The sequence below is a fragment of the Sphingopyxis sp. genome (assembly GCF_036402335.1).
Classification (GTDB): Bacteria; Pseudomonadota; Alphaproteobacteria; order Sphingomonadales; family Sphingomonadaceae; genus Sphingopyxis.
This window is the reverse complement of sequence record NZ_DASWTD010000341.1, coordinates 1-13,044: the sequence shown is the minus strand read 5'-3', so window position 1 is coordinate 13,044 and position 13,044 is coordinate 1. Positions and strand designations below refer to the sequence as shown.

Genomic DNA, 13,044 nt, shown 5'->3' with positions numbered 1-13,044 from the left:
GCGTGATTGGCGGGCTCATGGGGCAGGAGGTGCCTTATGGCGACGTTCGGCCCGCGCTGCTGTCGCCGCCGCAAAGCCGCCGCCGCGCCGCGCTGACCGCGCTCCGGACCGGCAGGCAGGTCGCGCTGGGTTTCAACGCCGCGCACAGCAACCAGATTGTCGACATGCGGATGTGCCCGCTGTTGATGCCCGAGCTGTTCGCGCTGATCGCGCCGGTGCGCGAACTGCTGGTAATGATCGCGCCGCCGCGCCGCCCGGTGAAGGTCAAGATGCAGATGCTCGACCAGGGCGTCGAGCTGATCCTCGAGGGCGTAAAGGCCGAAGGGCTCGACGCCGCGATGGCGTTGCAGGATTTCGCCGGCACGCACCAGCTCGCGCGCTTTGCGATCGATCAGGGCGACGGGCTCGAAATCCTGTGGCAGCCCGAACCGCCGACGATGCGCTTTGGCGATGTGACGGTCGAAGTGCCGCCCTTTGCCTTTCTTCAACCGACGGCGGCGGGGCAGGCCGCGCTGGTCGACGCGGTGCGCCGCGCGATCGGCGATGCGGGCGCCGTGGCTGACCTGTTCGCGGGCGTCGGCACCTTTGCCTTGTCGGTTCAGGCCGGGCGCAAACTCTATGCCGCCGAAGGTGCGCGCGACGCGGTTGCGGCACTGACGGGCGCGGCGAACCGCGCGCGTGCGCTAGTCGCCGGCGAGCATCGCGACCTGTTCCGTCGTCCGCTGGTTCCCGCCGAATTGAACCGCTTCGGCGCAATCATTCTCGATCCGCCGCGTGCCGGGGCAGAGGAGCAGGTGAAGCAGCTCGCGGCATCGACCGCGCCGGTCGTCGCCTATGTCAGTTGCAATCCCGCGAGCTTCGCGCGCGATGCGAAGATACTGATCGACGGCGGCTACACGCTCGATTGGGTGCAACCCGTCGGCCAGTTCCGCTGGTCGACCCATGTGGAACTGGCGGGGCGGTTTTCGCGGTAAACCGTTGCCCCCGCCCTTCGACGCCGCCTGCGGCGGCGCTCAGGATAAACTTCCGCCGGAGGCGGAAGGCGGGGGCCGCTATCGGCTTTGCGTGAGGTTGCCAGCGGCCCCCGCCTGCGCCGGGGGCGATGGCTTTTAGTGTACCACGAACCCGATGAATGCGTGGACACACAGTGCCAGCAGCGCGAGGCTCGCCAGCACGAAGACGCCGAAGCGCCACATCACGCGATTGACCGTGACCTGAACCAGGCTGTGCACGATGCGCAGCGCGACATAGGCCCAGGCCAGTTGCGCGTTGAGCCCGCCGCCCATGCCGCCGATCGCGAGTGCGATGGCGACGGCATAAAAGACCGTCGGCTGCTCCATCAGATGGTTGTAATTGTGGGCCTTCCACTGGACTTCGGGCGGCAGCACGTCGTCGAGTCCCTTGCCGGTGCCGCCAACCATTCCGACAGCGTCGATTTTTGCGCGGCTCATCGCAGGGATGCGCGTCGCATACATCCACACCCACATGATCATCGACCAGAGCGCGAGTGTCGCGACCGGTCCCAGAATATCGTTCGTATCCATGTTTTTCTCCCCCTCAGCCCAAAGTGGCGATCACCGCCAGCGCCGACAGTGCGAGCAGGCAGAGTGTCGCCAGAAAAAAGATCGCAAAACGCACCGGGATGCGGTTGACCGTCGACTGCCAGAAGCTGTGGACGATGCGCAGCACGACATAGGCCCACGCGAGCCCGCGCGTCAGGTCGGTGTCGCCGCCGGACAACTGCAGGAAGACGATGACGGCATAAAAGAGCGTCGGCTGTTCGCAGAGATGCGTATAATTATGCGATTTCCAGTTGGTGAGCGGGGGCAGCACGCCCTCCAGATCGACGCCGCGACCGCCCGGCGGCGCGCTTTTCAAATCGATACCGGCTTTGGAAAAGGCCTGGAAACGCGTAACGGCGGCCCAGGTGAGCATAACGAGCGTCCAGAGCGCCAGAACGGCACCGGGCGCGAGCAGGCTTTCAGGCATATGGCTCCCCCTTATTGTCTGGCGGCGATGCTAGGGCGCAGGGCGGACAATGCAACCGGCGAAGTTCAATCGCCCAGTTCGCTGCGGATCGCCGCCCCGTCGGCATCGACGCGCGGCGCAAAGCCAAGATCGCGGGACGACGCGGCGCTATAGCGGACCGGCGGCTGCATCTCGTGAAAGCCGCCGACGTCGGGATGCTCGCGGCGGCGGAAAAAGCCCGTCGCCGCCAGATGGGGATCTTCCTTTATATCCTGCAGGTCGCGGACCGCCATCGCCGGAATATCGTTGGCGGCAAAGAGCGCGAGCCATTCGGCGGTGGTCTTCGCCGGGGTCTTGCGCGCGATTTCGCTGTAGACGATCGGCATATGCCGGCCTTTTGCCTTTGCGGCCTCGAATTCGGGCGTTTCGGTGAGGCCCGCGCTGCCGAGCAGGGTCATCAGCCGGGCGGTCGATTCGGGCGTATAGGGCACGATCGCCAGATAGCCGTCGCTGGTCGGGAAGGGCTGGCGTGTCGGATCGAGCTGGCGCGGATAGCCCGCCGGGCCGATCGGCGGGTCGAGTGTCGCATCGCGCAGATGCTCGACGAGCATGAACGAGGCGAAGCATTCGAACATCGGTACCTCGACCTGCTGCCCCTCGCCGGTGCGCAGCTTGTGGATCAGCGCGGCGAGGATCGCCTGCGCGCCGAACTGGCCTGCGATCTTGTCGGCGATCAGCGACGGAAAATAGCGCGGGTCCGGGTTGCCGTCGACGCGCGGGAGCAAGCTGGTCGTCCCCGTCGCGGCCTGGATGACATCGTCATAGGCCTGAAGGTCGGCGTAGGGGCCTTCCTGCCCGAAGCCGGTGCCATGGACATAGATGATGTCGGACTTGATTGCCTTGCAACCCGCGTAGTCGAAGCCGAGCCGCGCGATGGCCTTGCCGCGGACATTGTGGAAAAAGACGTCAGCGGTGGCGATGAGGTCGCGCAGCACCGCCGCATCGTCGGGCTTTTTGAGGTCGAGCGCGATCGAGCGTTTGCCGCGATTCACGGTGAGGTGGATCGACCCCATCGTCGGATCGGGAATCCCGCTTCCCAGATAGCGCGAGATATCGCCCGTGCCGGGCGTTTCGACCTTGATCACCTCGGCGCCGAGGTCGGCGAGCATCTGCGTTGCATAGGGGCCGAAGATGACCGTCGTCAGGTCGACGATCCGGATGCCCTCGAGCATCGTCATGGGCAAACCCGTTCCATATCAACCATGACATCCTTCTCCTTGGCTCGGCGAGAAGGATAGAATGATTTCGAAGTGAAACGGAAGAGCCGATTGCCGGCCGGTGTCAGGCTGTTGCAACGGCCTTTTCTTCGCGCGTGTTTCCGGCGGCATAGGCCGCCGATATCCGGCGATAGGACCGCGAACAAAGCGCCGCGATCGTCAGCAGGACGCCGAGCAGGCCGGCGATCGTGAAGACCAGCGCCATGCCGCGTTCGGGGCCCCGCCCGTACCAGTCGCCGATCGCCCCGGCACCCGCACCGTCGGTCATGAACGGAACGAAGACGAACTGGGTCAGCGGGGCGATGAGGAAGGCGGTGAGCGGCGAGGCGGCCTGCTCGACCGATTGGGCAAAGCCGAAGACGCGGCCCTGCCGCTCGAACGGCACGACCTTCTGCAATGTCGTCTGTTCGGCCGCTTCGGCATAGGGGCCGAGGAACATCCATACGAAACAGCCGATCGTCAGCAAGACGATCGACGACTGGACGGTGAAGACGGCGGCGACGCTCCAGGTCACCAGATTGACGAGAAGCAGCGTGCGCACCGGATTGGCGCCAAGGCCGGTGCGCGCGATCAATGCGCCGCTGAGGATGAAGGCGCTGGAGGTGACCGCCCAGAGCAGCCCCCACGCCTCGACCTTCATCAGCGACAGGCCATAGGCGTCCATCAGCGCCATGAAAACGCCGCCGAGCAGGTTGTTGAATGCCGAGAAGAGGATCAGCGCAAACAACCCGGGGATCGCGACGACGAGGCGAAAGGTCCCGGCAAGGTCGATCCGCCGCGGCGCGTCATGCTCGCCGGTATCGCGCGGTTCGTCGATATGGACGAAGAGCAGGTGAAGCGCGGCGAGTGCCGAGAGCAGGATCGCGAAACCGAGCGTCGCGACCATCCCGCCGCCGGCGACGAGGAAGCCGCTGATCGCCGACGTCGTGAGAAAACCGATGCCGCTGACCATGCCGACGAGCCCGTTGGCCTTGTCGCGCCGGTCTTCGGGAACGAGCAGGGTGACGAGCGTGGGCAGCGCGATCATGCGGATATTCCCGACGATGACGCCGATCATCGTCAGCAGGATGAACAGCCAGAAGCCCGGGCTGGCGACGCGCGCGGCATGGATGTCGGGAGCAAGCGCGTAGGCGCCGAGCGCCGTGGCGTAGATGGCCAGCGACGCGAGGCTGGAGGCGAGCATCATGTTCCGCTTGCGATGATGGTCGACGAGGCTGCCGAACCAGATGCCGAGCGCCGCGGTCAGGACCAGATAGATGCCCGCGATCATTCCGGTCGCGAACACCGATTGGGTTTCGAGAAAGGTCCAGAAGGTGAGCGCGAACCACACCGTGAAATTGGTGATGTTGGCGGCCAGATTGTTGGCGAGAAGATGGTGAAAGGGCTGCATGAACTCGGCATTCTTCAGGGCGCGCGCAACCGCGCATTTCGATGCCGCCCGGGCGGGAGCTAGCATAGTGGGCCAGCGCGGGAAAGTCTGAAGGCGCGGCGCTAATGTTCGCGGGAAGCAGGCAGGCGTGCGAGCATCGCCACCAGTTGCGCCTGGCTGGTGGCGCCGGTCTTCCGGAAGATGCCCTTGAGGAGGAAGCGGACGGCGTTCAGACTGACCGCGCGGAGCGCTGCATAATCCTGGAGCGTCTGCCCGCCGGCGAGCCCGACGGCGAGCCGCGCTTCGGCCGGGGTGAGCGCGAACCATTGGGCAACCCGGTCGATCTCGACCACCGGGGTTTCGCCCGGCGCGCTGCCGAGCGTGACGATCAGCGATGCCCCGGCGCTGAACCCGCCAATCTGCTGCGCCGACTGCGGCGAGATGCGCGCGACGAGCACGGGGCATTCGGCGCCCGAGGCGCCGACTGCCTGGAAAGCGAGCCCCGCCGGTGCGCGTCCCCTGACGAGATCGATCAGCCGTTTCTGGGTCGCGGGATGGGCAAAGGCGAAGCGGTCCTGCGTCAGGCGGATGAAGCCGGCCTTCTCATACTGCGGGGCGCGGCTGTTCGCGGCGAGGATGTTGAGCTGATCGTCGAGGCTGAAGATCGCGAAGGGCGCGAAATCGGCCGCGGCGCGCGCGGCACCCGCCGCGAGCTCGAGGCTGGCAACGCGATCGCTGATCCGCATCGCGCGCTGGATATGCGGTGCGAGCACGCGCAGGCCGCGTTTGAGGGTTTCGACATCGCGGTCGCCGGGGCCGGGCAGCATCAGCCCCAGCCGCTCGCCGCCGCGCCGGTCGAGCAGGACGCCGACAAGCCGGTCGATCCCCCATGGTGCGAGGAAATTCTGGAAGAAGGCCGATTCCGCAAATTCCTCGCGCGTGATGATATCGAAGCTGTCGACCACGCTGCCATTGCCGTAGCGCATCATCTTGCGCGACCACGGATGATTCCCGGCGTAGACCGCGGTGTAGATTTCCTGCACCCCGGCGGCGAGCCCGGTTGCCGCAACGAAACGCGCGCGCGGCGGGCTGCTGCTTTCCCAGAGGATGAAGGCTGCCTCCCAGCTCAACGGGCAGAGGGCCCCGGTGATCCGCGCGAGGGTTTCATTCCAGCGTTCGGGCTGGAGAACGGAGTCGTAGATGTGCCCGATCAGGGCATTGAGCGTTTCCCACTCGGCGGGTTCATTGTGACCTGGCACAAGGATCGGAACATCAATCGACACGCACATCCCCGACAAGCGGCGCATTCCGGCAGTCCGCAACCGGGATACACCAATATCGGACATGAAAAAGCGTAAAAAAATTCGGGCTGCTACCCGGATGGGTAGCGAAACGGCGCGCCGGATGGCTCATTCATCGGGTGCGACCCAAGGGCAGGATGGTCCGCAAAGACCATCCTGTTCTATCAGGCCCGTCGGTTTGGCCCGGCGGGCTTCTTTTTTTAACGCCGAAAAAGAAAGGGCTGGCGGCCGCGGGATCGGCGGCAGGACGAGCAGCCACGGGGTCAGGCCGGAGCGCGGGAATTTTTGCCTAGATCGTTCCGATCGCCGCGGCGAGCATTTGCAGTCGCGCCTCGTTGCGGCGGTAGAATGTCCATTGCTTGATGCGCTTGGCCAAGATCAGGTCGCTGCCGAGCAGAATCCGCATATGTTCGCTGAGAGTGGAGGCGTTGATGCCCAGTTTTTCCGCGATCAATTGCCCGCACACGCCGTCGTCGACCAGATCGCCGTCCGTTTGAGGGCGAAAATGCGCGCGGGGATCCTTGAGCCAGGCGAGGATTTGCAGGCGCCGCTCGTTTCCAAGCGCGCGGAACAGATCGGCATCCGTCATATCGTTAATTTGCCAATCGACGAACTATGTGTCAACTGTCATGGCGAATCCAACGGAGTTTCCCCATGTCCTTGCTGCCCTTTTCGACCGTCGATGTCTTCACCCGGACCCGCTTCGGCGGCAATCCGCTCGCGGTCGTGATCGGCGGGTCGGGGCTTTCGGACGCGAGGATGCAGGCGGTGGCGGCCGAGTTCAACCTCAGCGAGACGACCTTTGTCCTGCCGCCTGCCGATCCCGCGCACACGGCGCGCGTCCGCATCTTCAACCGCCGCGAGGAAATGGCCTTCGCCGGGCACCCGATGGTGGGGACGGCCTATGTACTGGCCGCCGCCGACCCCGACCTCGCGACCGCAACATTCGAAATTCCTGCCGGGATCGTCGAGATCGAGATTGAACGGAATGCGGCGGGCGCGCCCGTCGGCGCAACGGTCGCGGCGCCGCAGCCGCTGAGCGTTGGCGAGACGGTGGCGCCCGGCGTTGTCGCACGCATGTTGGGGCTCGCGCCCGGGGATATTGTCGTGACTTCGCATCCGCCGATCGTCGCATCGGTCGGCAACCCCTATGTCATCGCCGAAGTGAGCGCGGCCGCCCTGGCGCGCTGCGTCCCCGATCTGGCGGCGTTCCGCGATGCGCTGGCGGCGCACCCGCAATTCGGGACGCGGTTGTCCGTCCATGTTTATTGCAAAGAGGGACGCACGTTGCGCGCGCGCATGTTTGCACCGCTGGCGGGGACATGGGAGGATCCGGCGACCGGCAGCGCGAATGCGCCGCTTGCGGGACTGCTCCTGTCGCTGGAGTCCGGCACCGATGAGGCGCGGTTCGAAATCCATCAGGGCGTCGAAATGGGGCGGCCGAGCCTGCTTGAGGTTATCGCACGGCGGACGCCCGACGGCATTCGCGCCACGCTGCGCGGGACATGCGTTCCGGTAATGCGGGGCGAGATCGACTGCGGCTAGGCGTCCGGCATAATGAATAGGAAGGGGCTGGTCGCATCGCTGCGCCAGCCCCTTGCTTGTCCGTTGGAAGCGTCCCTGTTCAGAAAAGCTTGGTCACCGTCGCGCTGCGGCGTTCCTGTTCGACTTCGCCGGTATAGAGGCTGACCATCGGCTCGTCGCTGACGACATGGGTCTCGTCGGCGCCGAAGCCGTTGAACTTGGTCCGCATCGCGCAGCCATAGGCGCCGAGCATGCCGATTTCGATGAAATCGCCCGCCTTGATATCCGCTGGCAGGAAGAAGGGGCCCGCCATATGGTCGAGGTCGTCGCACGTCGGGCCATAGAAGCTGAACGGCACCATCTCGGCTTCGCTCTCGGCGTCGCGCTGTAGCGTGACGGGGAAGCGCCAGCCGACATGGGCGGCGTCGAACAATGCGCCATAAGCACCGTCGTTGATGTACAACTCCTCGCCGCGGCGCTTTTCGACGCGCACGATCAGCGAGCTATACTCGGCCGACAGCGCGCGGCCCGGCTCGCACCACAGTTCGGCCGAATAGCTGATCGGCAGGCTTTCGAAGCTGCGGTGGATCGTTTCGAAATAGGCGTCGAGCGGCGGGGGCTCCATGCCCGGATAAGAGGACGGAAAGCCGCCGCCGACATCGATGATGTCGACCGTGACCGACGCGGCGACGATCGCCGCGCGGACGCGTTCCATCGCCTGCGCATAGGCGTGCGGCGTCATCGCCTGGCTGCCGACATGGAAGCAGATGCCGAGCGCGTCGGCCGCCTGGCGCGTCGCCATCAGCAGTTCGACGACTTCGTCGGCCTCGGCGCCGAATTTGGCGGCGAGGCTGAGCTTCGAATGATCGGACGAAACGCGCAGGCGCACGAGCAGGTTCAGGTCCTGCGCGCCTTCGGTCGCACGGACGATCTTTTCGAGTTCGTCGAGCGTGTCGAGCGAGAAGGTGCGCACGCCATGCTTCCAGTAAGCTTCGGAAATCGCTTCCTCGGCCTTCACCGGATGCATGAAGCAGAGCGTCGCTTCGGGAAGCGTGCGCGCAACGAGCCGGACCTCGGCGATCGAGGCGACGTCGTAATGCGTGACACCCGAATCCCACAGCACGCGCAGCAGGTCGGGCGACGGATTCGCCTTGACCGCATACATGGTCGTGCCGGGAAATCGCTCGATGAAGAAACGCGCTGCGCGCCGCGCGGCGTGCGGGCGGACAAGCGTAACAGGTTCGATCGGCGAAAGTGCCTGAATCAGCCCGTGGGCGCTATGATGCTGGTGCAACTCAAGGGACCCCCAAAAATAACGTTCAACACAAAGGCTGCCTTGCGGTTATTGGAAGTCCCCCTGGGGCAGCGGAGGGCGATATATGCAGGGGGGTCCCCCCTGTAAAGACCCTATCGCGCAATTTTGTAACAGTGCGGTAATAGTGAAGCCGAACCGGGGCCGGTGTGCGCCAAACCGCGCGAATGCGAGACAAAGCCCCGTTGCCGCGCTAGAGTTGAACATTCATCGAACCCCGAAAGGATCTACCCGCCATGGTCTCTCGCGCCGAGGTCAATCATAATTTCACCGACGCGGAACTGGACGAACTGCGGGCCTTCGGCACGGTCGAATCGCACAAGGCCGGCGACCTGCTGGTCGAAGAGGGCGCGATGGCACCCGATTGTATCGTCACCCTGTCGGGGCACACCGACATCTTCGCCTCGACCGACGAAGGGCGCAAGCGCGTCGGCTGGATGGAGCATGGGCAGTTCGCGGGCGACCTGTCGGTGCTGACGGGACAGCGCCACCTGTCGCGTGTCGAGATGGGAGCCGACGGCGACATCCTGCGCATCGCGCACGCCGATTTCCAGCGGCTGATCGCGGGCAACAGCCATTATTCGGATATCTTCATTCGCGTGCTGTCGGCGCGGCGCGAGTTCAGCAAGCATCGCGGCTTTGCCGTGACGATCGTGATCGGCGCGGCAATGGATCGCAGTGTTTATGCGCTGCGCGACCTGCTCATGAAGCATGGCGTGGCGCATCGCTGGTTCGATCCCGCCGACGGACCCGTCGCCGCGCACCTGCTTGCCGAGCGCGGGTTGACCGAAGATCAGTTGCCGGTGGCGATCCTTGGCGCGGCCGAAGTGCTGATCCAGCCGACGCCCGAGCAACTCGCGGCGGGGCTGGGGCTCGACCTGCTTCCCGATGGCGCGACCGCCGATGTCCTCGTCGTCGGCAGCGGCCCGGGCGGACTGGCGGCGGCGGTCTATGCGGCGTCCGAAGGGCTGACGGTGATCGCGCTCGACGCGCTTGCGCCCGGCGGTCAGGCGGGAACTTCGTCGAAGATCGAGAATTACCTCGGGTTCCCGACCGGAATTTCGGGGAACGAACTGGCGCGCCGTGCGACGGTGCAGGCGCAGAAATTCGGGGCGCGGCTGGTGTCGCCGGTCCGCGCGGCATCGATAGGCCGCGATGGCGATGCCTATTGCCTGCATCTCGCCGACGGGCGCAAGCTGCGTAGCCGCGCGGTGGTCGTCGCGAGCGGGGCGAAATACCAGAGCCTGCCGATCGAGGGTATCGAGGCCTATGAAGGTCGCGGCATCTATTATGGCGCGACGCCGATGGAAGCGCAGCTATGCAGCAATGCCGAAGTGACGATCGTCGGATCGGGCAATTCGGCGGGGCAGGGCGCGATCTATCTGGCGAGCGTCGCGAAGAAGGTCCATGTCATATTTCGCCGGTCGAGCCTGCGCGAGACGATGTCCGAATATCTGGTCAAGCGGCTGGAAGAACATCCGAATATCGAGATCATCCCGTCGACCGACGTCGTCGGCCTGCACGGCGAGGACCGGCTCGCCGGCCTGACCTATCGCTGCCGCGAGACCGGCGACGAGGGCCATTGCGATTGCGGCTTCCTGTTCCTCTTCCTCGGCGCGAGCCCGAACACGACCTGGCTGCCCAGGGAAATGGTGTGCGACGAGCGCGGTTTTGTGAAGACCGGGACCGACATCGCGCCGCTCGAGCTCGTCAAGGCGGGCTGGTCGCTCGACCGCATGCCGAGCCGCTTCGAGACGAGCTGGCCGCGCATCTATGCCGTCGGCGACGTGCGCAAGGGGTCGGTGAAGCGCGTCGCGTCGTCGGTGGGCGAGGGGTCGGTAGTGGTCAGCGACATCCATCAGGCGCTGGCGGAGCTTATCCCAGCCGCGTCTTGAAATCCTCGTAACCGAATTCGCGGATCAGCTTCAGCTCGTCGGTTTCGCTGTCCCACAGCCAGATCGACGGCAGTGGCACGCCGTTGAAGGTATTCGTCTTGACCATCGAATAATGCGCCTGGTCGAGGAACGCAAAACGCTGGCCGATGCGCGCGCCGCCTGGCATGCGATAGTCGCCGATCACGTCGCCCGCGAGGCACGACGGGCCGCCGAGGCGCGTCGCCATGCCGTCGCTGCCTTCGCCGAGCATCGCGGGGCGATACGGCGCCTCGATGACGTCGGGCATATGGCAGGTCGCCGAAATGTCGGTGATGCCGATCGGCATGCCGTTGTCGAACAGGTCGAGTATCTCGCCGACGAGGATGCCGGCGTCGAGCGCGATCGCTTCGCCGGGTTCGATCATCACGTCACAGTCGGTTGCGGCGCGGACCTGTTTCAGGAAGGCAATCAGATCGCCCGTCTGATAATCGGCGCGTGTCACATGATGACCGCCGCCGAAGTTGATCCATTTGAGCTGGTTGAAGAACGGGCGCAGCATCGGCTGCACCGCGTTCCAGGTGCGCTGGAGCGGCGGGAAATCCTGTTCGCACAGGCTGTGCATATGGATGCCGTCGACGCCCTCCATATGCTCGGGCAGCAGCTGGCTGATCGGGAAGCCGAGGCGGCTGCACGGCGCGGCGGGGTCGTATTTCGGCACTTCGCCCTCGCTGTGCATCGGGTTGATGCGCAGCCCGATATCGAAGCTCCCGCCCTTCCCACGCAGTTCGTCGAGCAGCGGGCGGAAGCGCGTGATCTGTCCCGGCGAGTTGAAGATCAGATGATCGGATAGCGCCGCGATTTCGGGCAGGTCGGCTTCCTTGTAGCCGGCGCAATAGGTCGCGACTTCCTTGTCGCGATTTGGGCCGCAATATTCGCTGCGGCCGAGCCTCGCTTCATAGAGGCCCGAGGCGCAGACGCCGTCGAGATAGCTGGTGACGGTAGATCCCAGCGACCACATCGAGAAGGCCTTGAGCGCCGCAAGCACCCGCGCACCCGACGCGTCGCCGATATGGCGGAGCAGCGCGAGGTTCGCGCGGACTTTCGCGGCATCGACGACGAAGGCGGGGGAGGGGACACGGGTCAGGTCGAAGCGGGCAAAGGCTCCGGGGTCGCCGGCACGGGTTTCCATGTCGCTGTAAAATCCTGTCAGACCGCAATCGGTCCCTTGAAGATGAAGAACGCCCCCGCCGCGATCAGACCGAAGCCGACGAGATGGTTCAGGGTCAGCTTCTCTCCGAGCCAGAAGACCGCGAACCCCGCGAATATGATCAGGGTTATGACTTCTTGCAAGGTCTTGAGTTCGGCGGCGGTGTAAACGCCATAGCCGATGCGGTTCGCGGGCACGACGAGGCAATATTCGAAGAAGGCGATTCCCCACGCGATCAGCACCGCGAGCCAGACCGGCCGTGACACCGCGCCGAGCTGCCCATACCAGGCGAAGGTCATGAAGATGTTCGACACGAACAGCAGCCCGATCGGCGCGAGATAGGCGGTCATTTCTTTTCTTTCGTCAAAGGCAGCACGTCGCGAAGCAGCGCGGCAAAGAAATGCCCCGGCTCCTCGACCATCGGCATATGCGCCGAATGTTCGAGCCAGACGAGCTTCTTCGAGGGTGCTTCAACCTGTCCGAACCACTGGGCCGCCACAGGCGAAGGCACAGTATAGTCGTGCCGTCCGAGCAGGAAGACGATCGGCACGTCCATCTTCTTCACCATCGTGAAGCTGACGTCGGCGAGGCGCGGCCAGAGCGTCGTCACCGAAAACTCGCTACCCTTCCCCCATGCTTGGCGGTCGGCCTCGCTATATTCGGGCGAGAGGCGCGGCGTCTGGAAATAATATTCGAGGTCGGGCTTGCTGTAGATCAGCGAACCGTAAGGGATCGCATATTTGCGCCAGCCGTCGGCCTTGGCGATCGTGAATTCGCCCGAAGGATAGGGGGCGAGTGCGTCGATCGCGGCGACGGCCTCCCTGTTCCCGGCCGCCAGCGCTTTGGCGCGCGTCCACGCCATGCCGGCCTTTTCGCCTTCGCGAAAATCGATGCCCTGACCGACGCCGACATAGGCGTGGAGCAGGTCGGGGCGTTCGACCGCGACCGACAGGCCGACGATCGAACCCCAGCTGTGCCCCATCAGCACGACCTTGCGCTTGCCATAGCGCTTTTGCAGCAGCCCGATCAGTTCGATCGCGTCGTCGCGGTAGCGCTCGACCGTCATCGTCGGCGCGAGCGTGGCGGGATCGTTGAGCGGGTAGCTCCGCCCGGCGCCGCGCTGATCGTACTGGACGACGGTGAAGACGTCTTCCCAGGGCCGCTGGAACGCCCATGCGAACGGCATTTCGACCGCGCCGGGGCCGCCATGAA

13 protein-coding genes are annotated in these 13,044 nt (G+C 65.0%); 3 read left to right on the top strand and 10 right to left on the bottom strand.

Features of this window, described 5'->3' with window-relative positions; genetic code table 11:
- On the top strand, window positions 1-974 hold a 974-nt coding region (locus tag VGD20_RS10590), incomplete at its 5' end, for a class I SAM-dependent RNA methyltransferase (protein WP_331134411.1).
- A 135-nt stretch (window positions 975-1,109) separates the two neighbouring features.
- Here VGD20_RS10590 and VGD20_RS10585 read toward each other — a convergent pair.
- The 6 genes from VGD20_RS10585 to VGD20_RS10560 form a co-directional block, all read right to left on the bottom strand.
- Window positions 1,110-1,544 (bottom strand): MAPEG family protein, encoded by a 435-nt coding sequence (locus VGD20_RS10585; protein WP_331134410.1) that lies wholly within the window; start codon window positions 1,542-1,544, stop codon window positions 1,110-1,112.
- A gap of 13 nt (window positions 1,545-1,557) precedes the next feature.
- The gene (locus VGD20_RS10580; protein ID WP_331134409.1) at window positions 1,558-1,989 is read right to left on the bottom strand and encodes an MAPEG family protein; all 432 of its coding nucleotides are present in this window, start codon (window positions 1,987-1,989) and stop codon (window positions 1,558-1,560) included.
- Window positions 1,990-2,054: 65 nt separating this feature from the next.
- Window positions 2,055-3,206 carry a CoA transferase gene (locus VGD20_RS10575; protein ID WP_331134408.1) on the bottom strand — a complete coding sequence of 384 codons (1,152 nt, stop codon included), beginning with the start codon at window positions 3,204-3,206 and terminating at the stop codon, window positions 2,055-2,057.
- Between the two features lie 103 nt (window positions 3,207-3,309).
- Entirely contained in the window at window positions 3,310-4,635 is a 1,326-nt protein-coding gene (locus VGD20_RS10570) for an MFS transporter (protein ID WP_331134407.1), read from the bottom strand.
- Between the two features lie 101 nt (window positions 4,636-4,736).
- Window positions 4,737-5,873, bottom strand: a complete 1,137-nt coding sequence (locus VGD20_RS10565) for a helix-turn-helix transcriptional regulator (protein WP_331134406.1) — start codon at window positions 5,871-5,873, stop codon at window positions 4,737-4,739.
- Window positions 5,874-6,204: 331 nt separating this feature from the next.
- Window positions 6,205-6,504 carry a hypothetical protein gene (locus VGD20_RS10560; protein WP_331134405.1) on the bottom strand — a complete coding sequence of 100 codons (300 nt, stop codon included), beginning with the start codon at window positions 6,502-6,504 and terminating at the stop codon, window positions 6,205-6,207.
- A gap of 65 nt (window positions 6,505-6,569) precedes the next feature.
- Here VGD20_RS10560 and VGD20_RS10555 point away from each other — a divergent pair, with 65 nt between their 5' ends.
- The gene (locus tag VGD20_RS10555) at window positions 6,570-7,460 is read left to right on the top strand and encodes a PhzF family phenazine biosynthesis protein (protein ID WP_331134404.1); all 891 of its coding nucleotides are present in this window, start codon (window positions 6,570-6,572) and stop codon (window positions 7,458-7,460) included.
- Between the two features lie 79 nt (window positions 7,461-7,539).
- Here the strand turns inward: VGD20_RS10555 and VGD20_RS10550 are convergent, their stop codons facing one another.
- Entirely contained in the window at window positions 7,540-8,733 is a 1,194-nt protein-coding gene (locus tag VGD20_RS10550; RefSeq protein WP_331134403.1) for a type III PLP-dependent enzyme, read from the bottom strand.
- Window positions 8,734-8,987: 254 nt separating this feature from the next.
- Between VGD20_RS10550 and VGD20_RS10545 the strand changes: the two genes are divergently transcribed.
- Window positions 8,988-10,646, top strand: coding sequence for an FAD-dependent oxidoreductase (locus tag VGD20_RS10545; RefSeq protein WP_331134402.1), 1,659 nt, complete (start codon window positions 8,988-8,990; stop codon window positions 10,644-10,646).
- Here the strand turns inward: VGD20_RS10545 and VGD20_RS10540 are convergent.
- From VGD20_RS10540 to VGD20_RS10530, 3 genes are all read right to left on the bottom strand, one after another.
- The gene (locus VGD20_RS10540) at window positions 10,627-11,814 is read right to left on the bottom strand and encodes a carboxynorspermidine decarboxylase (RefSeq protein ID WP_331134401.1); all 1,188 of its coding nucleotides are present in this window, start codon (window positions 11,812-11,814) and stop codon (window positions 10,627-10,629) included. The genes VGD20_RS10545 and VGD20_RS10540 overlap by 20 nt on opposite strands.
- Before the next feature lie 17 nt (window positions 11,815-11,831).
- Window positions 11,832-12,182: a DMT family protein gene (locus VGD20_RS10535; protein ID WP_331134400.1), complete on the bottom strand. Its 351-nt coding sequence runs from the start codon at window positions 12,180-12,182 to the stop codon at window positions 11,832-11,834.
- A partial coding sequence (locus VGD20_RS10530; RefSeq protein ID WP_331134399.1) for an alpha/beta hydrolase occupies window positions 12,179-13,044 on the bottom strand: 866 nt, incomplete at its 5' end. The genes VGD20_RS10535 and VGD20_RS10530, both read right to left, overlap by 4 nt.